Here is a 21,311-nt window from a genome sequence, read left to right on the forward strand (position 1 = left end):
CCTCACGGGCTGGGTGGGCAACAGGAAAGTCGGCGCGCGACGGGCGCGCCGACATACCAGACTAACCCGGATTCGCCGGACGACCGACACGCCGACGCTGTGAGCTGCCTAGGTCCGCCCGGGCGCGCCTCGCGTCGCCCGTGCCGGGCGGCGGGAGCCGGGCTCGGCGCGCGCGAGCTGTGACTGATGTATCGGCGCGATACATCGGGCGTGCTACCGTGCACCTGACAAACACGAAGTTTGTCAGTTCCACCCCGTCCCGCCCGCATCGCCAGGAGGTCTCGTCGTGGCTGCTGCCGCCCGGTCCTCCCGCCGCGCCGCCGTGCTCGAGCTCGCGGTCCTCGGGCTGCTGCACGAGTCGCCGATGCACGGGTACGAGCTGCGCAAGCGGCTGTCCGGGGTGCTCGGCGCGTTCCGCGTCGTGTCGTTCGGGTCGCTCTACCCGTGCCTGCGCACGCTGGGCGAGCGCGGGTGGATCACCGAGTCCGCCGACGGGCCGGTGACGGCCGGGCGTCGGGCGCGGATCACGTACGAGCTCACGGCCGAGGGCAAGGAGCAGTTCCAGACCCTGCTCGACCAGGCCGGCCCCGCGGCGTGGGAGGACGACACGTTCGACGTGCACTTCGCCTTCTTCGCGCGGGCCACGCGCGACGTGCGGCTGCGCATCCTCGAGGGCCGGCGATCCCGCCTCGAGGAGCGGCTCGACGCCGCGCGCCAGGTGAGCCGGGAGCGGCGCGAGCGGCTCGACGCCTACACCGCCGAGCTGCAGCGGCACGGCCTGGAGTCCACCGAGCGCGAGGTCCGGTGGCTCACCGAGCTCATCGAGACCGAGCGCACCACGCCAGCGGCGCCCTAGGCCGGCGCGGGCGTACATCCACCAGACATCCCCGAGTTCCATTGACCTGCAAGGAAATCCAAGGAGAAACCATGGGTAAGGTCCGCGTCGCGATCGTCGGCGTCGGCAACTGTGCGAGCAGCCTCGTGCAGGGAGTCGAGTACTACAAGGACGCCGACGCGCAGTCGACGGTCCCCGGCCTGATGCACGTCGAGCTCGGCGAATACCACGTCGGTGACGTGGAGTTCGTCGCCGCGTTCGACGTCGACGACAAGAAGGTCGGCAAGGACCTCGCCGAGGCGATCAACTCCAGCGAGAACAACACCATCAAGATCACCGAGGTGCCGACCAGCGGCGTCGAGGTGCAGCGCGGTCACACCCTCGACGGCCTGGGCAAGTACTACCGCCTGACCATCGAGGAGTCGGCGGCCGAGCCGGTCGACGTCGTGCAGGCGCTCAAGGACGCCGAGGTCGACGTGCTCGTGTCCTACCTGCCGGTGGGCTCGGAGGAGGCCGACAAGTTCTACGCCCAGTGCGCGATCGACGCGGGCGTGGCCTTCGTCAACGCGCTGCCGGTGTTCATCGCCTCCGACCCGGAGTGGGCGGCGAAGTTCGAGCAGGCGGGCGTGCCGATCATCGGCGACGACATCAAGTCGCAGGTCGGCGCGACCATCACCCACCGCGTGATGGCCAAGCTGTTCGAGGACCGCGGCGTCGCGCTGGACCGCACCTACCAGCTCAACGTCGGCGGCAACATGGACTTCAAGAACATGCTCGAGCGCGAGCGCCTGGAGTCCAAGAAGGTCTCCAAGACCCAGGCGGTCACCTCCAACCTCGAGGGGTCGCTGGCGGGCAAGGTCGACGACAAGAACGTGCACATCGGCCCGTCCGACTACGTCGCGTGGCTCGACGACCGCAAGTGGGCCTACGTCCGCCTCGAGGGTCGCGCGTTCGGCGACGTGCCGCTGAACCTGGAGTACAAGCTCGAGGTCTGGGACTCCCCCAACTCCGCGGGCATCATCATCGACGCGATCCGCGCGGCCAAGATCGCCAAGGACCGCGGCATCGGCGGCCCGCTGCTGTCGGCCTCGTCCTACCTGATGAAGTCCCCGCCGGAGCAGCGCGAGGACAGCCTCGGCCGGGCCAAGCTGGAGGCGTTCATCGCCGGCAGCGAGCCCCGCTGACCGGGCTCGGCCGCCGCTGACGTACGACGACGGCGGCACAGATCACACGACGGCGGACCACATCACACGTGGTCCGCCGTTGTGGTTTCTGGTCCGCCGTCGACGATGCCGGGCCGGCGAGCCCCGCGGAATGCCCGCCTCGGGCGCGGGGTTGACACGGGCGTACGCCCACCCCCGATGCGAGGAGCGTCCGCATGTCTTCCGATTCCCAGCAGCCGGTGCCTGACCGGGCCGAGCACAACGCGTTCTTCCCGAGCGAGTTCTCCCTCGGCGAGTACGTCCCGCCGCAGACCGACTTCGACGGCACCGAGCACGACGGCGCAGTGGCGGGCAGCGGCAAGCGGATCCTCGTGATCCAGACCGACGAGCGATACCTGCAGATGAAGAACGGCACGCTGTTCTCCACCGGCAACCACCCGGTCGAGACGCTGCTGCCGCTGGTGCACCTGGACGCGGCCGGGTTCGAGATCGACGTCGCGACCCCCTCGGGCAACCTCGCGAAGTTCGAGCTGTGGGCGATGCCGGCGAAGGACGAGGCCGTGCAGCAGGCGTACGACAAGCTGCTGCCGCAGGTGCTCGAGCCGAAGAACCTGTCCGAGGTCGCCGACGAGCTCGGCCCCGACTCCGACTACCTCGCCGTCTTCGTCCCCGGCGGGCACGGCGCGATGATCGACCTGGCCGACAACCCCGACGTGGGGCGGGTGCTCGGCTGGGCGCTCGACGAGGACCGCTTCGTCATCACCCTGTGCCACGGTCCCGCCGCGCTGCTCGCGGCGAACGACGCCGACGGCACGTCGCTGTTCGCCGGCTACACCACCTGCGCGTTCCCCGACGCGCTCGACACCGGCGCCAACGTCGACATCGGCTACATCCCCGGTCCGATGCCGTGGCTGCTGGGCGAGGCGCTGGTCGCCAAGGGCCTGAAGCTCGCGAACGAGGAGATGACCGGCGCGGTGCACCAGGACCGCAACCTGCTCACCGGCGACAGCCCGCTCGCGGCCAACGCCCTCGGCAAGCTGTCCGCGGACGTGCTGACGGCGTACGTCAAGGACGGGAAGTCGGCCTGAGCAGACACCGCTCCCCGCCGCTCGTCGAGTGGTCACTCGTGGTCGGTCCGGACTCCCGTCCACCCACCACGAGTGACCACTCACCGGGCAGGGTCGAGGGCGGTCAGGGCGCGCAGCAGCGTGTCCCGCGCGTACGCCCGCACCTGGCGTCCCTCGCTCAGCGCGATGATGACGGCCCCGTCCAGCACGGCGAGCACCAGGTCGGGCGGGGCCGAAACACCATGTGCCGCAAGGATCTTCGCGGTCGCGGCGTCGAGCTGTGCGCGTCCGGCGCGGTAGGCCCGCGCGAGCGCTCGGTCGCGCCCGGCACCCACGAGGTGCTCGTAGTGACCGCGGATCTCGCCCACCTTGGGCGGGAGCAGCGCGGTGACGAGGTCGTCCACCAGCCCGCCGTACGCCCTCGCCGGCTCCCCGGCGCCCGTCGCCTCGGCCGCCGCCCGCTTCGCCACCCGCTCGGCCGCGACCACCCACGAGTCGACGATGCGCTCCCCGGCCGCGGCGAGCAGCTCGTCGCGGCCGGAGAAGTAGTAGGTCGTGGCCGCGAGCGGCACCTGCGCCGCCTCGGCGACGCGGCGGTGGGTGAGCGCCGCCGGCCCGTCGGACAGCACCAGCCGGGCTGCGGCCGCCACGACCGCGGCCCGTCGACGCTCGCCCTTCGCGGTCGCCATCAGTGGGCGCCGCCGGCGAGGTTGAGGCCGACGATGCCGGCCACGATGAGCACGACCGAGACGATCTTGATCACCGGCGTGCCCTCCCCCAGCCAGATCATGCCGATGATCGCGGTGAGCGCGGCGCCCGTGCCGGTCCACACGGCGTACGCACTGCCGACCGGCAGCGACCGCAGCGCGTAGGCGAGCCCCCGAGGCTCAGCGCCGCGGTCACCACGAAGGTCAGGCTCGGCCACAGCTTCGAGAAGCCCTCCGACGCCTTCAGGCTGATCGCCCACGCGCTCTCGAGCATTCCGGACACCAGCAGGATGACCCATGCCATGACGTACCCTCCTCTAGTTTCTGGTACGAGCGTACCACTTTTGAGGCGGGCGGCAACCTGGCGGACTGGCGAGGCGGACGGCCGGGGCCGCCGGCTGAAACGCGGTTCTAGCGCTACGACTCCGCTGCAACCCGGTCAGAGCGCTGAAACGCGGTCTCAGCGGCCCTCGGCGGCCGGCGCGGGGATGCCACGGCGGAAGAACTCCGGCCGCCGCCACGCCTGGTAGGCCATGAGCAGCAGGCCGATGCCGATGATCGAGACGCCCAGCACGAACACCATGCCGACGCCGCCGATCGAGGAGCCCGAGCCGTAGGAGGGGTCCATCGAGTCGACCGCGGTCTTGAGGAACATCGCGAGCAGGACCACGCCGCCGACGAGCGGGCACAGCAGCTTCAGCACGAACGAGCGCACCGACTCCAGGGCCTCGCGGCGGAAGAACCACACGCACGCGACGGCGGTGATGCCGTAGTAGAAGCAGACCATCATGCCGAGCGCGGTGATGGTGTCCCAGAGCGCGTTCTCCGAGAGCAGCCGGGTCACGACGTAGAACACGCCGGCGGCCGCGCCGGAGACGAACGTCGCGACCGAGGGGGACTTGAAGCGCGGGCTGACCCGGCCGAACGACTCCGGCAGCGCGCGGTAGAACCCCATCGACAGCAGCGTGCGCGCCGGCCCGACCATCGTCGACTGCAGCGACGACGCCGACGAGGTGAGGATCGCCAGCGACATGACGAACGCCAGCGGCCCGAGCACCGGCCCGGCCAGCACGGCGAAGATCGACTCCTGGTTCTCCGGGTTGCCGGCGCCGAGGCCGGTGGTGCCGACGCCCGCGAACGCGATGGTCGACAGGGCCACGAGCAGGTAGAGCGCCATGACGACCAGCACCGTCAGCGTCGAGCCGCGGCCGGGGGTGCGGGCGGGGTCCTTGGTCTCCTCGTTCATCGTGAGCGTGACGTCCCAGCCCCAGAAGATGAAGATCGACAGCGACACCCCGGCGGTGAAGGTCGTGAGGTCGCCGACGCCGAACGGGTTGAACCACTCCAGCTGCGGCGGGGTCGGGTCGAAGGCGCTGCCGCGCGCGAGGTGCACGAACCCGGCGACGGCGAAGACCAGGAGCACGATCACCTGGAAGGCGACGAGGACGTACTGCACCGTCATGGTCGTCTGCACGCCGCGGTAGGACACCCACACCGCGAGCGCGAGGAACGCCAGCGTCGTCGGGATGTTGACCCACAGGTTGGTGGTCAGGTCGGCGATGGCGTCGTTGCCGGTGACCTGCGCGAGCATCAGGTAGAGGAAGTCGACCGCGACGGCGGCCAGGTTGGACAGCACGATGACGGTGGCGGCGATGAGACCCCAGCCGCCCATCCAGCCGACCCACGGGCCGAACGCGCGGGTGGCCCAGGTGAACGTCGTGCCCGCGTCGGGCATCCGGTTGTTCAGCTCGCGGTAGCCCAGCGCCACGAGCAGCATCGGCACGAACCCGGCGAGGAAGATCGCGGGCAGGTGGGTGCCGACCTCGGCCACGGTCGGGCCGAGCGCGGCGGTGAGGGTGTAGGCCGGCGCGATCGTCGAGATGCCGATGACGACCAGGCCGAGCACCCCGACCGCGCCCTTCGCGAGACCCTTGTCGGCCGGGTGCTCGCTCGGGTGCTCAGGGTCCGTACGTTCGTGAACAGCGTTGTGGCTCATGGCTTCTCACCCTTCGCCGGGTCAGGGGTGGGACGACGAGCACCGGCACGGGCGACTGCCGCACGATGCGGTGGGCGACCGTGCCGAGCCGCAGCCGGGTGCGCTGGTCGAAGCGACGGGCGCCGACCACGGCGAGGTCGCTGGGCCGCCACGAGACGCGGGCGAAGGCCTCGTTGCTGCTGCGGCCGTGCGCGATCTCGACCGCGGCGTCGGTGTGCTCGCGGGTGATCTGCTCGATCTGCTCGCGAGCCTGGTCGATCTGCTGCGCGGGCGCGCCGATGCGCCGGTCGACCTCGAGCATCGACACGATGCGCAACGGGATCTCGCGCCGCCGGGCCAGCAGGGCGGCCGCGCGGGCCACCTCGGCGCCACCCGGACGAGTGCCGATGAACGCCGATACCCGTTGCGGGGCAACGGGTTCGGTCACCTGATCGACGGCCAGCAGCACTGGCACGGGGCTCGCGTCGAGCACCCCGCGGGCGACCTGGCCGAGGGTGCCGGGCAGCGCGCTGTCGCGCGGCGCCACGACGATCAGGTCGGCGCCGGTCTCGGCGGCCGCCGCGAGGATGCCCTCCGCCTCGGTGTCGGCCGCGCGCGTGATGAGCCGGCCGGAGACGCTGTCGGGCAGCTCGGTGAGCGCCTCGTGACCCCAGCGGTGCAGCGTGGCGTCGAGGATCTCGCCGTAGCCGCGGGTGTCGGCGCCGGGATAGACCGCGGTGAACGGGTTCTGCGCCGGCTCGACCTGGGCGATCACCACCTCCGCGGGCGGGTCGCTCGCGAGCGCGCCCGCGAGCCGCAGCGCCCGGCGCCCACCGCGGTCGGCGGTGTAGCCGACGAGGTATCTCATGCGGTGACCCCGAAGCGGGAGGCGACGCCGTCGTACGTCGGGTCGTGGGGTGACCCGTCGAGCTCGGCGACGATCCGGGCGGCCGTGCGCCTGCCCATCCGCACCGCGCCGTCGACGTGCTGATAGCCCGCGCCGGCGAGGTCGGAGGAGGCGAAGAAGATCGGGCCGACCGGGTCGTGCTGGCTGGGCCCGAAGCGGTGCAGGCCACCGAGGTCGAAGCTCGTGGCATACGCGCCGCGCGTCCACTCCTCGGACCCGAAGTCCGACAGGTAGAACACCTGCGGCTCGCGCGCCTCGTCGCCGAGGAACAGCGCCAGGTCGTCGAGGATGACCTTGCGCCGGGTGTCCTCGTCCAGCGCCCAGACCGCGTCGGCCTTCTCGTCGGACACGAAGCCCACGAGCGTGCCGCGGGAGTCCTCGTGGAAGGTGTTGTCGTAGACCTCCTGCACCGTCGAGGTCGGCGAGAACGCCGTGCCCGACAGGCCCGCCTCGCGCCAGAACGGCCGGTCGTAGACCGCGTGCACCTTGATCACCAGGCCCATCGACTGGTGCTGGTGCGCGACCAGCTGGGTGCGCGGCAGCGCCGGCTCGTAGCTCACCCGGCCGTAGAGGTTCGGCGGCACGGCGAGGATCGCCCGGCGAGCGCGTACGACCACGTCGGCTCCGTGCGCGACCACGCCCTCGGCGGTCCACTCCAGCCGGAGCACGGGGTTGTCGAGGAAGACGACGTCGTCGCCGAGGCGGGCGGCGAGCGCCTGCGAGACGCCCTGCATGGTGCCGACGACGCGCCGGTCGAGGATGAAGTCCTCGTCGACCAGGTGCGAGAACGACCCGGCCGAGGCGGCCATCAGCAGCGCCTGCAGCGCCGAGAAGGAGGTCGCAGGCTTCGTGAGCATGCCGCCGGCGATGAACAGGCCGACGCAGTCGACCGCCACCGGGTCGTCGACCTGCTCGCGCAGCCAGTGGTGGAAGGAGATCGTGTCGAGCTGCTTGGCCTCCGGGTGGGCCCACGGCAGGTCGGGGTCGATCTCGGCGGCGTAGCGGTCCATCACCTCGACCAGGCGGTGGATCTGGCGCACGGTCTCCTCGCCGACCGGGAAGTCCTCGCCGTCGTAGACCCGGCGGTTGCCGTCGTGGTCGACGAAGACCGAGCTGCCCTCGCGGTGGCGGGCGTAGGTGTCGATGCCGAGCTCGTCGAGGAGGGCGTACAGCGCGGTCTGGTCGGGGCTGATCCACTGGCCGCCGATCTCCAGCGTCGCGCCGTCGACCTCGCCGGTCCAGGTGCGCCCGCCCACCCGGTCGCGCGCCTCGAGCACGGCCACGCTGCGGCCTGCCTTGGTCAGCTCGTGCGCCGCGGTCAGGCCGGTCGGGCCCGCTCCCACGATGACGACGTCTCGGTCCAGCTGGCGCATCGGACGGTCCTCCTGCGAATAAATGAATCCGATTCATTTACGGTAGCGCCCCGGCCGCCTAAAATGAACCTCGTTCATATCGTGGGACGTGAGGGGGATCACCGTGCAGCGCAGCAGCACGCGGCGACGACAGGGCCGACCGACCTCGGCGGTGCTGACCCGGGCGGCCATCGGACAGGCCGCGCTGCGGCAGATCGACGCCGCCGGCTATGCCGCGATGACGATGAAGGCGCTGGCCGCCGACCTCGGGGTGGCGCCGTCCGCGCTGTACAACCACGTGCGCGGCAAGCACGACCTGCTGCGGCTGGTGCAGGACGCGCTGATGGAGCAGGTCGACGTGTCGGCCTTCGACGATCAACCGCTGCGCGCGGCGGTCGCCGACTGGGCGCGCAGCTATCGCGACGTCTTCGCCGCGCACCCGCAGGTCATCCAGCACATCTCGGTGCTGCCGGTGACCGACGCCCCGCGCACGCTCGACCGCTACGAGGCCGTCGCCGCCGCGCTGGCCGCCGGCGGGGTGCCCCGGAGCAGGTCGTGCCCGTGATCGTGGCGTTCGAGTCGTTCATCTACGGGTCCGCGCTCGACGTCGGCGCCCCGGCCGACATCTTCGAGGCCGGGTCGGCCGACCGGTCGCACCCGCAGTTCACCGCCGCCGTCGCCGCCCAGCGCGCCGCCACCGACGACCCGGCCGAGGAGGCCTTCGAGCTGGGCCTCGGCGCGCTCCTCGCGCTGGTCCCGGCCTGAGCTCGCTCGGCCGCCACGGACGTACGGGCCGCGGCTCAGCCCGCCGAGGACTCCGGCTGCTGCGCCCACCACTCCAGCAACCGCTCGCGGGCGGCCGCCTCGCCGATCGGACCCTCGTCGAGGCGCACCTGCAGCAGGTGCTTGTAGGCGCGGCCCAGCACCGGCCCCGGCGGGATCCCGAGCACCTCACCGATCTGGTTGCCGTCCAGCTCCGGCCGCACCTTGCCCAGCTCCTCCGCGGCGACCAGCTCGGCGATGCGCCGCTCGAGGTCGTCGTACGTCCGCGCCAGCCGCTCGGCCTTCTTGCGGTTGCGCGTGGTCGAGTCGGACCGGGTGAGCAGGTGCAGGCGGGACAGCAGCGGCCCGGCGTCGGTGACGTAGCGGCGCACGGCGGAGTCGGTCCACTCACCGCCGCCGTAGCCGTGGAAGCGCAGGTGCAGCTCGACCAGGCGGGAGACGGCCTTGATCGTCTCCTTGTCGAACCGCAGCGCGCGCAGCCGGGCGCGGGTGAGCTTCGCGCCGACCATCTCGTGGTGGTGGAAGGAGACGCCGCCGTTCTTCTCGAACCTGCGGGTCGCCGGCTTGCCGATGTCGTGCAGCAGCGCCGCGAGTCGCAGCACCAGGTCGGGTCCGTCGACCGGCTCCACCTCACCCAGGTCGGGCACCGTGCGCGGCCCCTCGAGCGCCATCGCCTGCTCCAGCACGGTGAGCGAGTGCTGATAGACGTCCTTGTGCCGGTGGTGCTCGTCGACCTCGAGCCGCAGCGCCGGCAGCTCGGGCAGCACCTGCTCGGCGAGGCCGGTGTCGACCAGCAGGGTGAGGCCGTCCCGCGGCTGCGGGGCCAGCAGCAGCTTCACCAGCTCGTCGCGCACCCGCTCGGCCGAGACGATCTCGATGCGCTCGGCCATCGCGGTCATCGCCGCGCGCACCGGCTCCGCGACCTCGAAGCCCAGCTGCGCCGCGAACCGCGCCGCCCGCAGCATCCGCAACGGGTCGTCGGAGAAGGAGATCTCCGGCGCCGACGGCGTCATCAGGCGGCGGGCGGCCAGGTCGGCGAGGCCGCCGTGCGGGTCGACGAACGTCAGGTCGGGCAGCCGCATCGCCATCGCGTTGATGGTGAAGTCGCGCCGCACCAGGTCCTCGTCGAGGTTGTCGCCGAACGCGACGACCGGCTTGCGCGAGTCGGCGGCGTAGGCGTCGGCCCGGTAGGTCGTGACCTCCACGACCACGTCGCGGCGGCGAGCGCCGATCGTGCCGAAGTCGCGGCCGACGTCCCAGGTGGTGTCCGCCCAGTCGGCCAGGATCGGCTCGATCTGCTCGGGCCGCGCGTCGGTCGTCAGGTCCAGGTCGGAGCTGTCCCGCCCGAGCAGCGCGTCGCGCACCGGCCCACCGACCAGGGCGATCTCGTGGCCGGCCGCGCCGAACCGCTGGCCGAGCTCGGTGAGCACGGGAAGGTGAGGGGCGAGCTGGCGGGTCGCCTGCTGCAACAGCTCGACGACCGGCGGCACAGACACGACGGACAGGGTAGGCGACCGCCCGACCACCGACGTACGCCCTCGTCCGGCGGAGCCACCGCACGGCTTCCCCAGAAGTGTGGCCGACCCGACTTGTTCTGCCAGGGTCGCTGGTTACAGTGACGGAATGACCCTTCAGCTGCCCCGGCGCCGCACGGCGCGGCGGCTGACGGCGGTCGAGGAGACATCGGCAGGGGGCGTGGTGATCGACGTGCGCGACGGCGTCGCCTATCTCGCGCTGATCGCCCGCTACAACCGCGCGGGGCGCCTGGAGTGGTGCCTGCCCAAAGGGCACGTCGAGCCGGGCGAGACGCTCGTCGAGACCGCGGTGCGCGAGGTCGCCGAGGAGACCGGCATCCTCGGCCGGGCGCTGGTCACCCTCGGCACCATCGACTACTGGTTCTCCACCCCGCACCACCGCATCCACAAGATGGTCCACCACTACCTGCTGGAGGCGATCGGGGGCGAGATCGGCGTCGAGGGCGACCCCGACCACGAGGCGATCGAGGCGCGCTGGTTCCCGCTGACCCAGGTGCACCGCCACCTGACCTTCCCCAACGAGCGGCGCATCGCCCGCACGGCCTGGGACTGCCTGGCCGGAACCGCCTGAGCCGACGGTGTCACCCACGTCTGCGGGGGCGTCGCGCGGCGCCCGCCACTTCGTCCTGGCCGCCCTGTGCGCGCTCCTCCTGCTGCTCGGCGTCGTCCCGACGCCCGCCGGCTTCGCGGCCGTCCCCGCCGACCCGGTGCCCGTCGCCGACCGCGACTCCACCGTCGACCTCACGCTGACCTCGGTCGCGCCGTCGGTGCTGCGGCCGGGCTCGCCGATCAACGTCGTGGGCCAGGTCACCAACAACGGCTCGGAGACCCTCGAGACACCGGTCGTGCGCGTCGCGCTGTCCTCCTCCTCGCTCGCGACCCGCACCCGGGTCGCCGAGTGGCTCGACGGCAACCGCACGCTCAGCACGACCCAGGTGGCCACGGTGACCCTGGACGAGCCGCTGGCCGCCGGCCGGTCGCGCCAGTTCAACGTCACCGTCGCCCCCGACGACCTGCCCGACGTGTCGAGCCAGGTCACCAGCATCCCGCTGCGGTTCACGGTCACCGACGGGAGCTCCACCGCTCGCGGCGCCACCCGCGCCGAGGAGCGCACCGCCCTGCCGTACGCCGCCGCGGACGCCCAGTTCACCAACCCCTTGGAGATCGGCTGGGTCGTGCCCCTGACCCTCCCGGCCGACCCCGCGCTGTTCAGCAGCTCCGGCGAGGACCGGCTGGGCGCGTGGCGCCGGGCCATCGGCCCCGGCTCGGCGATCGACGAGCGCGTCTCGGCGCTGCGCGGGCTGCCGGTCACGTGGCTGGTCGACCCGACGATCCTCGAGCCGCCGATCGACCCCGACCCGCAGCTGCCGCCCGCCGGTGCCGCCGAGGAGGGTTCGCCCGACAGCACCCCCAGCACGCCCCCGCCGAGCACCCCGTCGCCCACGCCCACGCCGAGCTCGCCGACCACGCCGGCCCCCAGCACCGATCCCTCGGGCGAGCCCACCGAGACCGGCACGGGCGCGCAGCCCGGTGCCACCGGCCCGACCACGACCGGACCGGCGGGCACCGACGAGCCGACCCAGGCCGCGACCGGCGGGGCCGGCGGCACCGGCGCCGCCCCCACGCCCACCCCGTCCACCACCACGCCCGCGCCGAGCCCGACGACCACCACCCCCGAACCGCCCACCGACACCTCCTCGGTCGACGGGCTGGTCAGCTCGCTGCGCAGCCGGCTGGTCGCCCGCTCGAGCCAGCAGCCGGTCTGGCTGCTGCCGTACGGCGATCCCGACACGGTCGCCCTGCAGCGCGCGGGCGGGTCGGCCGCGCTGGAGCAGCACCTCGGCCGCGCCCCGAGCACCGCCACCGACTCGATGAGCGACGTCTCGGTCAGCTGGCCCGCCGCCGACCTGCGCCGCCGCGAGGCCACCGCCATCAGCAGCGCGTGGCGCTCCTCGCGCGACACCCCGCCGGTGACCCTGCTGAGCACCCGTCAGCTGCAGGGCACCCAGCGTCCCGAGACCTCCACCGTGGCCCGCGAGCTGCCCGACGGCACGCCGGTGCTCGCCTACGACGAGTCGCTCTCGGCCGCGACCACGAGCAGCGGCGACGCCGGCACGCGCACCCGCCGCTTCCTCGCCGACTCGCTCGGCAGCTACCTCGAGGCGCCCAGCCGCGACCGCAGCGCGCTGGTGCTCGCCCCCGCGCCGACCAGGCCAGCGGCGCCGAGCTGGCCTCGCTGATCACCGCGACCGCCGACGCCCCGTGGCTGCGCTCGGTCGGCGCCGACGAGCTGCGCACCGCCGAGGGCGACCGGCCCCGCTCCCAGATCGACGACAGCCCCGCCGCGCCCCCGTCCCCGCAGGCCCCCAGCCCGATCTCCGGCGAGACGCTGCAGGTCACCGAGGGCGACCGCCGCACGCTCGACGCCGTCGGCACCGTGCTGGTCGACTCCGACGACGTCATCACCGGGTGGAGCGCGGCGTTCGACGAGCTGGCCTCGGCCCGCTGGCGCGGGCAGCGCGGGCCGCACACCACCACCGCGCAGGGGCTGCACGAGGCGATCGAGCAGGTGCCGAGACAGGTCGCCGTGCGGCCCAGCTCGGTCAACTTCTTCACCGACGCCGGCCAGGTGGGCGTGCTCGTCGTCAACGACCTCAACCGCCCGGTGCGCGACGTGCGGCTGCTGCTCAACCCCCGGCGCTACGTCGTCGCCGTCGAGGAGCAGCCCGAGCCGCTGTCGCTCGGCGCGCAGAGCCGGCTGACGGTGCGGGTGCCGTTCCGCGCGGTCGCGGCGGGGCGGGTGCGCATCGACGCGGTGCTGACGACCCCGGCCGGCACCCCGCTCGGCGCGCCGGCCGACGCGCCGAGCCAGCTGGAGTTCAACGTCCGCCCCACCGGCACTTGGCTTTACTGGGTCATGGGTGCGGTCGCCGGCCCGATCCTCGTGGTCGGGCTCTACCGCAGCCTGCGCCGCGGCCCGCGGCCCCACAACGAGCTGGACGCACCGGTCGACGCCGGGGCCTCATCAGAGAGCGACGATGACTGAACGCCCGAGCCTGGGTCAGCTGTACACCCAGCCCGCGCCGCCCGCCCGCACGACCTCCCAGCACGACCTCGCCGGGTCGCTCGGCGAGCAGTTCAGCGAGTGGATCGCCGAGGACACCGCGACCAAGGCCGTCGCGCTCGAGGTCGACGACGCCACCGAGGTCGGCACCCAGTTCGACACCTCCCTGCCCGGCCGGCTCGGCCGGCAGTGGTACGTCGACAACGCCGACTCCTTCGCCACCCGCGACGAGGTGGCCGGCACCGACGCCCCCGACCGGGCCGACGAGGCCGGCAGCCACCCGACCGACCGCGTCGGCCGGCGCACCGCCAGCTATGCCACGCACCCGGTGGAGACGACCCCGGCGGCCGGCGCGGACGTACCTGCTGCGCCCGGTGCGCCCGAGACCGCCGGCACCGCGCGCGCCGACCAGGCCGACCAGCGCCCGGCCCCGAGCGGGCGTGCCGGCCTCGCCCGAGCCGGCGCGCTCATGGCCGCCGGAACCCTCGTGTCGCGGCTGCTGGGCTTCCTGCGCGGCACGCTGCAGGCCGCCGCGATCGGCACCACCACGGTCCCGGCCAACGTGTGGTCGACCGCCAACACGCTGCCCAACATCGTCTACCTGCTGCTCGCCGGCGGCGTGATCAACGCGGTGCTGGTCCCGCAGATCACCAAGTCGCTCCAGCACGAGGACGGCGGCAAGGGCTACACCGACCGGCTGCTGACGCTGGCGTTCACGATCCTCGGCGTGCTGACCGTGCTGTGCGTGGCCGCGGCACCGCTGCTCTACAAGCTTTACGACTTCAACGCCAGCGGGTCGCGCCTCGCGCTCGGCTGGTCGTTCGCGCTGATCTGCCTGCCCCAGATCTTCTTCTACGGCATGTACGCCCTCCTCGGCCAGGTGCTCAACGCCCGCGGCCGCTTCGGCGCGTTCATGTGGGCGCCGGCCCTCGCCAACGTCGTGGCCATCGCCGGGCTGGTCTACTTCCTCGCGCGCATGCCGCGGCAGGCGTCGATCGACCAGTGGGACTCCTCGATGATCTGGGTGCTCGCCGGCTCGGCGACGCTCGGCATCGTGCTGCAGGCGCTGTGCCTGATCCCGGTGCTGCGCCGCGACGGCTACCGCTTCAGCCCCAACTTCCGCTGGCGCGGCGTCGGGCTGCGCGCCGCGTCGAAGGTCGCGCTGTGGGCGTTCGCCGCGGTGATCCTGCAGCAGCTGGGCCTGGTCGTCACGACCAACGTGCTCAACACCCAGCCCAACGGCGAGCCCGGCAAGGCCTCGCAGGAGTACGCCTTCCTGCTGTTCATGCTGCCCCACTCGCTGCTCACCGTGTCGCTGGTGACGGCGCTGTTCACCCAGATGTCGCGCGCCGCCAACGCCCGCAACCACGCGCTGGTGCGCCGCGACGTGCGCGAGGGCCTGCGGCTGATCGGCGTCGCCACGATCCCGTGCACGGTCGGCGGCATCGTGCTGGCCGAGCCGCTCATCACCGCGTTCTACGGCGAGGGCAGCGTCTGGCCGATCGGCTCGATCATGGTCCCGATGCTGCTGGGCCTGTCGATCTACGGCCTGTGCGTCACGGTGCAGCGCGCGTTCTACGCCTACGAGGACGCCCGCACCCCGTTCCGCATGCAGCTGCTGTGCACCGGCATCGCCGTCGTCATCACGCTCGGCGCCCTGCTGGTGCCCGACCGCTACGTCGGCATCGGGATCGGCCTGGCGCTCACCGTCAGCAACGCCGCGCAGGGCTTCGTCGGGCTGCGCTGGCTGCAGCGCACCACCGGCCGGATCATGGTGTCCGACATCGTGCGGTCGTACGTCCGGCTCACCCTCGCCGCGCTCGTCGCCGGCGTCGTCGCGTTCGTCGTGTTCGCGCTGCTCGCCCAGGTCGTGAGCGGCCGCTCCGGCGCCCTGGTCGTGCTGGTCGTCGCCGGCCCGATCTTCCTGCTGGTCTACGTCCTGGTCGCCCGGCGCCTGCAGGTCAAGGAGGTCGAGGAGCTGCTCCGGCCGATCACCCGCCGCCTGCGCCGTGCCTGACGTCCCGGGCCCTCTTGGCTCCAGCTCCTCCTCCGGCCGGTCGTCGCAGGCTCCGGCCGGCCATCGTCGCCGAAGCGAGCCTGCGCTGCGCGTGACGTCCCGGAGGTTCGCCCGCTGCTCGCCTAGGATGACCGCGGCGTGTCCTCCGCCGGACACCGCTCACCCCATCGAAGGAGCTCGGAGTTGGACGGCATCGGCCGCGGCACGATCCTGGGCGGGCGCTACGAGATCGACCGCGCGCTGTCCCGGCGGGACGGCGTCGAGCAGTGGATCGCCCGCGACGCCACCCTCGGCCGCGAGGTGACGGTCACCTGCTTCGCCGCCGACCACCCGTTCGCCTCCGCGGCGCTCGACTCCGCCCGCCGCGTCGCGGGCGTCGAGGACCGCCGGCTCAGCCAGGTGCTCGACGTCGGCACCGAGACCGACCCGCCGGTGTCGTACGTCGTCTCCGAGGCCACCCACCACTCCCAGTCGGTCGCGGCGCTGCTGCGGCTCGACACGCTCCCGGCCGAGGAGGTGCGCCGCCTGGTCGGTGAGTCCGCGCTCGCCCTCGAGACCGCGCGCCAGCGGGGTCTGCACCACCAGATCCTCAACCCGCACCACGTGCTGCGCAGCCCCGACGGCGCCGTGCAGGTCGCGGGTGTCGCCGTCGGCGCGGCCCTCACCGGGCACGACGGCGACGACGGCGACACCGCCTCCCGCGACGACGTGCGCGCGCTCGTGTCGGTGGCGTACGCCGGCCTCACCGGCCGCTGGCCCGGCCCCGACGAGGTGCCCGGGCTCGAGACCGTCTCGCGCCGCGCCGACGGCCAGCTGCCCAGCCCCAGCGAGCTGGTCAGCAACGTGCCGGGCGACCTGGACACCCTGGCCCGCACCGTGCTCGGCGACGACGAGGGTCCGCGCACGCCGGGCGAGCTCGCGCGCCAGCTGTCGCCGTGGTCGTCCGACCAGGTGCACGGCATCGGTGGCCGCACCCCCGAGCAGGGCGGCGTCACCGGCGTCGAGCAGCGCGGCGGACGCACGAGCGGCACGACCGGCCGGCACCTCGCGGGCGGCGCCGCCGCCGCCGGAGCCGGTGCTGCCCGTGCCGGGGTTGCCGGCGCTGCCGGTGCCACCGCCGCGGGCGCGACCCGTGCCGACGACGACCTGACCGACCCGCGCGGCCTCGGCACCGACCCCGACGCGACCGTCGTGGGGCGCCGTCCCGAGTTCGACAACGACGAGACCTCGACCTTCCAGGCCGCGCCGGCGAGCGCGTACGACCCCTATGTCGAGGAAGACCTCGACCCGCCGCTGCCGCTGCTCACCTCCGGCACCGCCGAGCCCGACCGCAGCAGCAGCCGGCTCGCCCTGGCCATCGTCGCGGTGACGGTCGTCGTCGCGATGCTGCTGGGCTTCCTCGGCCTGCGCAGCCTGTTCGGCAGCCCCGACAGCACCAGCGCCGACGACCCCGCCGCGCCGGGCACCAGCGCCACGTCCACCGCGAGCGGCACCGGCGGCTCGACCAGCTCCAGCGCGTCCCCGTCGTCGGGGCAGAAGCTCACCGTCTCCGACATCACCAGCCTCGACCCGCAGGGTGACGGCGACGAGCACAACGACCTCGTCGACAAGGCCATCGACGGCGACCCCGAGACGGTCTGGATGACCCACCGCTACCTGCGCGAGACCTTCACCCGCTCCGGCAAGCAGGCAGCCGGTGTGGTCCTGGACCTCGGTGAGCCCCGCGATGTCGGTACCGTGAAGGTGCTGGTCGACGGGGGCGCCATCGACGCCACCGTCTACGTCAGCGACGAGAAGCAGATCGAGGGGGCTCAGCAGCTCGGCCAGCTCAGCGGCACCGGGCAGCAGGAGGTCCGCTCCTCGGACGCGAAGAAGGGGCGTTACGTCATCGTGTGGGTCACCAAGCTCGGGCCGCAGGACACCGGCGGCTTCCGCGCGCAGATCGGCGAGATCGAGGTGCTGTCGTGATTCCTTTGGTCGCGTCTCCTCCTCCGGCCGGGGTCGCAGGCTCCCCGCCCGGCATCGTCGACACGACGCCACACCCTCACACCTCGTGAGCTCATCCGACCTGCGCACCCGTCCGCCCGTGCGCCATGGCTGACACCGCGCCGCTCGACGAGCGGTCCGACCGGGACCTGCTGGCGCAGCACTGCGCCGGTGACCCGGACGCGTTCGGCGAGCTGTTCCGCCGGCACAAGGACCGCATGTGGGCGGTGGCGCTGCGCACCTGCCGCGACCCCGAGCTGGCCGCCGACGCCGTCCAGGACGGCTTCATCTCGGCCTTCCGCCGCGCCGACAGCTTCCGCGGCGACTCCCAGGTGACCACCTGGCTGCACCGGATCGTCGTCAACGCCTGCCTCGACCGGATCCGCCGGATCAAGCCCACCAGCGAGCTCCCGGAGTACGACCTCGCCGACCGGCACGACCACCACGGCTCGGTCGACGTGCGGCTCGACGTCCAGGAGGCCCTGGCCCGCATCCCCGAGGGGCAGCGGATGGCCCTCACCCTCGTCGACATGCACGGGATGAGCGTGGCCGAGGCCGCCGAGGTGCTCGACGTCGCCGAGGGCACCATCAAGTCGCGGTGCGCCCGCGGCCGCAGCGCGCTCGCCGAGCTGCTGCGCGACAAGCACGGTGAGGGATACCCGCTGACCGGATGAGTGTCCCGACAGCCGCGGAACCCCCTGCGCCCCGGCCTCGTCGCTGCTGCACGAGTGCTCCGCACGGCGCAGCTCGCCGATGATCGGCCCAGGTCACGGTCCCACGAAGATTTCTCGAACTCTCGTGGAACCCGAGCCCGGGTCCCCGTCGTCGTACCGATGTCCTGCCCGTGGTGTGCACCGCGGGCGCCGGTGGCCACCGCCGCCGGTGACGTGTCCGATGGAGGTTGACCAGTGACCGCACCCAAGACCCCCAGGGTCCTTCGTCGCCCGACGAGGACCCCACGGGTGTGCGCCAGCTCCTCGCGTCGTTGCCCGACCCCGGGCCGATGCCGCAGGACGTCACGCTGCGCATCGAGTCCGCGCTGCGGGAGGAGCAGGCCGCCCGCGGCTCGTCCTCCGCCGACAACGTGACCCCGCTGGTCTCCCGGTCCACCGCCGACGACACCGACGTCGAGCGCGTCGACACCCGCACCTCCTCCGGCAACGGCGGCTCGGTGCGCTGGCTGCGCCCGCTGGCCGCGGTCGGCGCGGCCGCCGCCATCGGCATCGGCGCGCTCGCCGGCTACCAGGCGCTGCGCGGCGACCAGGGCGTCGCCCCGGCCGCGGCCCCGCCCTCGAGCTCGGCCGCCCAGCAGCAGCCCTCCGGCAGCGACGTGCTCGACCGGATCACCATCCAGAACTCCGGCCGCGAGTACAGCGCCAGCGGCCTGGCCACCCAGGCCGCCGCGCTGAAGACCCCCACCAGCACGATGGACCCGGCCCAGGCCAGCGCGCAGGGGACCGGCCCGATCGGCACCCCCGCCGGCCTGCTCAGCTGCATGCGCAGCATGGGCACCGAGATGCTCGGCGGCGGGCTGCCCGACAAGATCTCCGCCGACCTGGGCAAGTACGAAGGCCAGCCCGCCGTGATCGTCGTCGTCACCGAGGGCGGCGAGAGCAAGGCGTGGGTGCTCTCGCGCACCTGCACCGACGGCAACGGCAAGATCGCCGGCCCCACCGCGGTCGTCTGACGGTCGCCCGGACCGCCGCGCCCGCAGGGGTGGAATCGTGAGCGCCTACGATGCGTTGCACGCCATGCACCGCGTCCGCGAGACGCCGGTGCTGTTGACCTCGTCTCGGAAGGACTCGTCGTGACCGCTGCAGGTCCGGTGCGCAACCTCATCATCATCGGCTCCGGCCCCGCGGGCTACACGGCGGCCGTCTACGCCGCGCGGGCCAACCTGGAGCCGCTGATCTTCGAGGGATCGGTGACCGCGGGCGGTGCGCTGATGAACACCACCGACGTCGAGAACTTCCCGGGCTTCCCCGACGGGATCATGGGTCCGGACCTGATGGACCAGATGCGCGCGCAGGCCAAGCGCTTCGGCGCCGAGCTGGTGCGCGACGACGTCGTCGAGGTCAGCCTCGAGGGCCCGGTCAAGGAGGTCGTCACCGGCTCCGGCGAGCGCCACCGGGCGCGCGCGGTCATCCTCGCGATGGGCTCGGCCTACAAGGAGCTCGGCCTGCCCGACGAGCAGCGCCTCTCCGGCCACGGGGTGTCCTGGTGCGCCACCTGCGACGGCGCGTTCTTCCGCGAGCAGGACCTCGCGGTGGTCGGCGGCGGCGACTCGGCGCTGGAGGAGGCGATGTTCCTCACCCGGTTCGCCCGGTCGGTCACCGTCATCCACCGCCGTGACGAGCTGCGCGCCTCCAAGATCATGGCCGAGCGCGCCCTCGCCAACGACAAGGTCACCTTCGCCTGGAACAGCCAGGTCACCGCGCTGCACGGCGACGCCAAGCTGACCGGCGTCACGCTCACCGACACCGTCGACGGCAGCACCCGCGAGCTGGCCGTCTCCGGCCTGTTCGTCGCCATCGGCCACCTCCCGCGCAACGAGCTGGTGCGCGGCCAGGTCGAGCTCGACGCCGAGGGCTACGTCCTCGCCGAGGGCCGCACCACCCGCACCAACGTCGCGGGCGTCTTCGCCTGCGGCGACCTGGTCGACCACACCTATCGGCAGGCCATCACCGCCGCGGGCTCCGGCTGCTCGGCCAGCCTCGACGCGGAGCACTACCTCGCGGGCCTGCCCGAGGAGGAGACACCGCCGGCCGAGCAGGCCGAGACCGTCGGTGCCCCCGCCTAGCCTGACCCGCACCACCCGCCAGACCCCCGATCTCCATCACCGCAGACGAAAGGACCGTGCCATGGCCGCTCTCAAGAGCGTCACCGACCAGACCTTCGAGCAGGACGTCCTCAAGAGCGACAAGCCCGTCCTCGTGGACTTCTGGGCCGAGTGGTGCGGCCCGTGCCGCCAGGTCGCCCCGATCCTCGAGGAGATCGCCGCCGAGCACGGCGACAAGCTCGAGATCGTCAAGCTCAACACCGACGAGAACCCCGCCATGTCGCGCAAGTACGGCATCACCGGCATCCCGGCGATGAACGTCTACGTCGGTGGCGAGGTCGTCAAGAGCATCGTCGGCGCCTACCCCAAGCCGCGCCTGGTCAAGGAGCTGTCCGACTTCATCGGCTGATCCGCGCCGCGCAGCACCCTCACCTCGGCCCCGGAGCGACCTGCTCCGGGGCCGACGTACGTCCGCGCCGGCCCGGGATCACCGGTGGGCCTGGGCGGGTCTCGTCGTGGGCGGGTCTCGTCGTGGGCGGGGCTCGTACACTCCGGAGCCGTGACCGCACCGTCCTTCCGCCTCGCCACCGTCGACGACGTGCCCGCCGTGGTGACGCTGGTGACCTCGTCCTACCGGGGTGAGGCCAGCCGCGCCGGCTGGACCACCGAGGCCGACCTGCTGGACGGGGAGCGGCTCGACCCGCAGGTGCTGCGCGCCGACATCGAGCGCCCGGACAGCAAGGTCCTGCTGGCGGAACGCTCCGGCGAGCTCGTCGCGTGCGCGCACGTCGCGATCGAGGACGGCGCTGGCTACTTCGGGATGTTCGCGGTGCGGCCCGACCTGCAGGGCGCCGGGCTCGGCAAGCAGGTGCTGGGCGAGGCCGAGCGGGTCGCGCGGGAGGAGTGGCGGCTGCCGGCGATGCGGATGACCGTGCTGACCGCTCGGGCCGACCTCATCGCGTTCTACGAGCGCCGCGGCTTCCGCCGCACGGGCGCCACCAAGCCGTTCCCGTACGGCGACGAGCGCTTCGGGCGACCGCGACGCGGGGACCTGGAGTTCGCGGTGCTCGAGAAGCAGCTCTGACGCCGACTCGTCGCCGAAAACGATTGGCCAACAACGGTTCTCGGCGATCCAGGATCG

General features: G+C 72.9%; 21 protein-coding genes and 1 pseudogene. 15 read left to right on the forward strand and 7 right to left on the reverse strand.

Annotated features, from left to right (window positions below; genetic code table 11):
- The first annotated feature begins 364 nt into the window (after positions 1-364).
- The 3 genes from QUE40_RS17155 (at position 365) to hchA (ending at position 3,086) form a co-directional block, all read left to right on the forward strand.
- On the forward strand, positions 365-856 hold the full coding sequence (locus QUE40_RS17155) for a PadR family transcriptional regulator (RefSeq protein WP_433997093.1): 492 nt from the start codon (positions 365-367) through the stop codon (positions 854-856).
- 71 nt (positions 857-927) lie between these two features.
- Positions 928-2,019 (forward strand): inositol-3-phosphate synthase, encoded by a 1,092-nt coding sequence (locus tag QUE40_RS17160; RefSeq protein WP_289231744.1) that lies wholly within the window; start codon positions 928-930, stop codon positions 2,017-2,019.
- Between the two features lie 194 nt (positions 2,020-2,213).
- Entirely contained in the window at positions 2,214-3,086 is an 873-nt protein-coding gene (hchA, locus tag QUE40_RS17165) for a glyoxalase III HchA (RefSeq protein WP_289231745.1), read from the forward strand.
- Between the two features lie 80 nt (positions 3,087-3,166).
- Here the strand turns inward: hchA and QUE40_RS17170 are convergent, their stop codons facing one another.
- The 6 genes and pseudogenes from QUE40_RS17170 to QUE40_RS17190 all read right to left on the reverse strand — a co-directional run bounded on the left by QUE40_RS17170 (position 3,167) and on the right by QUE40_RS17190 (position 8,027).
- A complete protein-coding gene (locus QUE40_RS17170; RefSeq protein WP_289231746.1) occupies positions 3,167-3,754 on the reverse strand; it encodes a TetR/AcrR family transcriptional regulator in 588 nt (195 codons plus the stop codon).
- Positions 3,754-3,990: a DMT family transporter gene (locus QUE40_RS17175; RefSeq protein ID WP_350227004.1), complete on the reverse strand. Its 237-nt coding sequence runs from the start codon at positions 3,988-3,990 to the stop codon at positions 3,754-3,756. Before QUE40_RS17175 ends, QUE40_RS17170 begins: the two co-directional genes overlap by 1 nt.
- A gap of 17 nt (positions 3,991-4,007) precedes the next feature.
- A pseudogene (locus QUE40_RS19500) lies at positions 4,008-4,076 on the reverse strand (QacE family quaternary ammonium compound efflux SMR transporter); the annotation flags it as partial.
- A gap of 156 nt (positions 4,077-4,232) precedes the next feature.
- A complete protein-coding gene (locus tag QUE40_RS17180; RefSeq protein WP_289231747.1) occupies positions 4,233-5,768 on the reverse strand; it encodes an APC family permease in 1,536 nt (511 codons plus the stop codon).
- On the reverse strand, positions 5,731-6,615 hold the full coding sequence (locus tag QUE40_RS17185) for a universal stress protein (protein ID WP_289231748.1): 885 nt from the start codon (positions 6,613-6,615) through the stop codon (positions 5,731-5,733). Before QUE40_RS17185 ends, QUE40_RS17180 begins: the two co-directional genes overlap by 38 nt.
- The gene (locus QUE40_RS17190) at positions 6,612-8,027 is read right to left on the reverse strand and encodes a flavin monoamine oxidase family protein (RefSeq protein WP_289231749.1); all 1,416 of its coding nucleotides are present in this window, start codon (positions 8,025-8,027) and stop codon (positions 6,612-6,614) included. The genes QUE40_RS17185 and QUE40_RS17190 overlap by 4 nt, the downstream gene beginning before the upstream one ends.
- Before the next feature lie 88 nt (positions 8,028-8,115).
- On the opposite strand from QUE40_RS17190, the gene QUE40_RS19505 reads away from it, so the two are divergent.
- Positions 8,116-8,571 carry a TetR/AcrR family transcriptional regulator gene (locus tag QUE40_RS19505; RefSeq protein ID WP_350227005.1) on the forward strand — a complete coding sequence of 152 codons (456 nt, stop codon included), beginning with the start codon at positions 8,116-8,118 and terminating at the stop codon, positions 8,569-8,571.
- Entirely contained in the window at positions 8,568-8,771 is a 204-nt protein-coding gene (locus QUE40_RS19510) for a hypothetical protein (RefSeq protein WP_350227006.1), read from the forward strand. Before QUE40_RS19505 ends, QUE40_RS19510 begins: the two co-directional genes overlap by 4 nt.
- 35 nt (positions 8,772-8,806) lie before the next feature.
- Here the strand turns inward: QUE40_RS19510 and QUE40_RS17200 are convergent, their stop codons facing one another.
- Positions 8,807-10,285, reverse strand: a complete 1,479-nt coding sequence (locus tag QUE40_RS17200) for a CCA tRNA nucleotidyltransferase (protein ID WP_289231750.1) — start codon at positions 10,283-10,285, stop codon at positions 8,807-8,809.
- A gap of 127 nt (positions 10,286-10,412) precedes the next feature.
- Between QUE40_RS17200 and QUE40_RS17205 the strand changes: the two genes are divergently transcribed.
- The 10 genes from QUE40_RS17205 (at position 10,413) to QUE40_RS17250 (ending at position 21,254) form a co-directional block, all read left to right on the forward strand.
- Positions 10,413-10,895 (forward strand): NUDIX hydrolase, encoded by a 483-nt coding sequence (locus QUE40_RS17205; protein WP_142007134.1) that lies wholly within the window; start codon positions 10,413-10,415, stop codon positions 10,893-10,895.
- A 7-nt stretch (positions 10,896-10,902) separates the two neighbouring features.
- On the forward strand, positions 10,903-12,564 hold the full coding sequence (locus QUE40_RS17210) for a DUF6049 family protein (protein WP_289231751.1): 1,662 nt from the start codon (positions 10,903-10,905) through the stop codon (positions 12,562-12,564).
- Between the two features lie 26 nt (positions 12,565-12,590).
- Entirely contained in the window at positions 12,591-13,370 is a 780-nt protein-coding gene (locus tag QUE40_RS17215) for a DUF6049 family protein (protein WP_289233120.1), read from the forward strand.
- A complete protein-coding gene (gene murJ / locus QUE40_RS17220; protein ID WP_289231752.1) occupies positions 13,363-15,405 on the forward strand; it encodes a murein biosynthesis integral membrane protein MurJ in 2,043 nt (680 codons plus the stop codon). The genes QUE40_RS17215 and murJ overlap by 8 nt, the downstream gene beginning before the upstream one ends.
- A 183-nt stretch (positions 15,406-15,588) precedes the next feature.
- Entirely contained in the window at positions 15,589-17,373 is a 1,785-nt protein-coding gene (locus QUE40_RS17225) for a protein kinase family protein (RefSeq protein WP_289231753.1), read from the forward strand.
- Between the two features lie 125 nt (positions 17,374-17,498).
- Positions 17,499-18,065, forward strand: a complete 567-nt coding sequence (gene sigM / locus QUE40_RS17230; RefSeq protein WP_289231754.1) for an RNA polymerase sigma factor SigM — start codon at positions 17,499-17,501, stop codon at positions 18,063-18,065.
- A 290-nt stretch (positions 18,066-18,355) separates the two neighbouring features.
- Positions 18,356-19,078, forward strand: a complete 723-nt coding sequence (locus QUE40_RS17235) for an RsmA family anti-sigma factor (protein ID WP_289231755.1) — start codon at positions 18,356-18,358, stop codon at positions 19,076-19,078.
- 120 nt (positions 19,079-19,198) lie between these two features.
- A complete protein-coding gene (gene trxB, locus QUE40_RS17240) occupies positions 19,199-20,191 on the forward strand; it encodes a thioredoxin-disulfide reductase (RefSeq protein WP_142007140.1) in 993 nt (330 codons plus the stop codon).
- A 61-nt stretch (positions 20,192-20,252) separates the two neighbouring features.
- Positions 20,253-20,579, forward strand: a complete 327-nt coding sequence (gene trxA / locus QUE40_RS17245; RefSeq protein WP_142007141.1) for a thioredoxin — start codon at positions 20,253-20,255, stop codon at positions 20,577-20,579.
- Between the two features lie 150 nt (positions 20,580-20,729).
- Positions 20,730-21,254, forward strand: coding sequence for a GNAT family N-acetyltransferase (locus QUE40_RS17250; RefSeq protein ID WP_289231756.1), 525 nt, complete (start codon positions 20,730-20,732; stop codon positions 21,252-21,254).
- Positions 21,255-21,311: the final 57 nt, after the last annotated feature.

This window comes from Barrientosiimonas endolithica (genome assembly GCF_030296655.1).
GTDB lineage: Bacteria > Actinomycetota > Actinomycetes > Actinomycetales > Dermatophilaceae > Barrientosiimonas > Barrientosiimonas humi.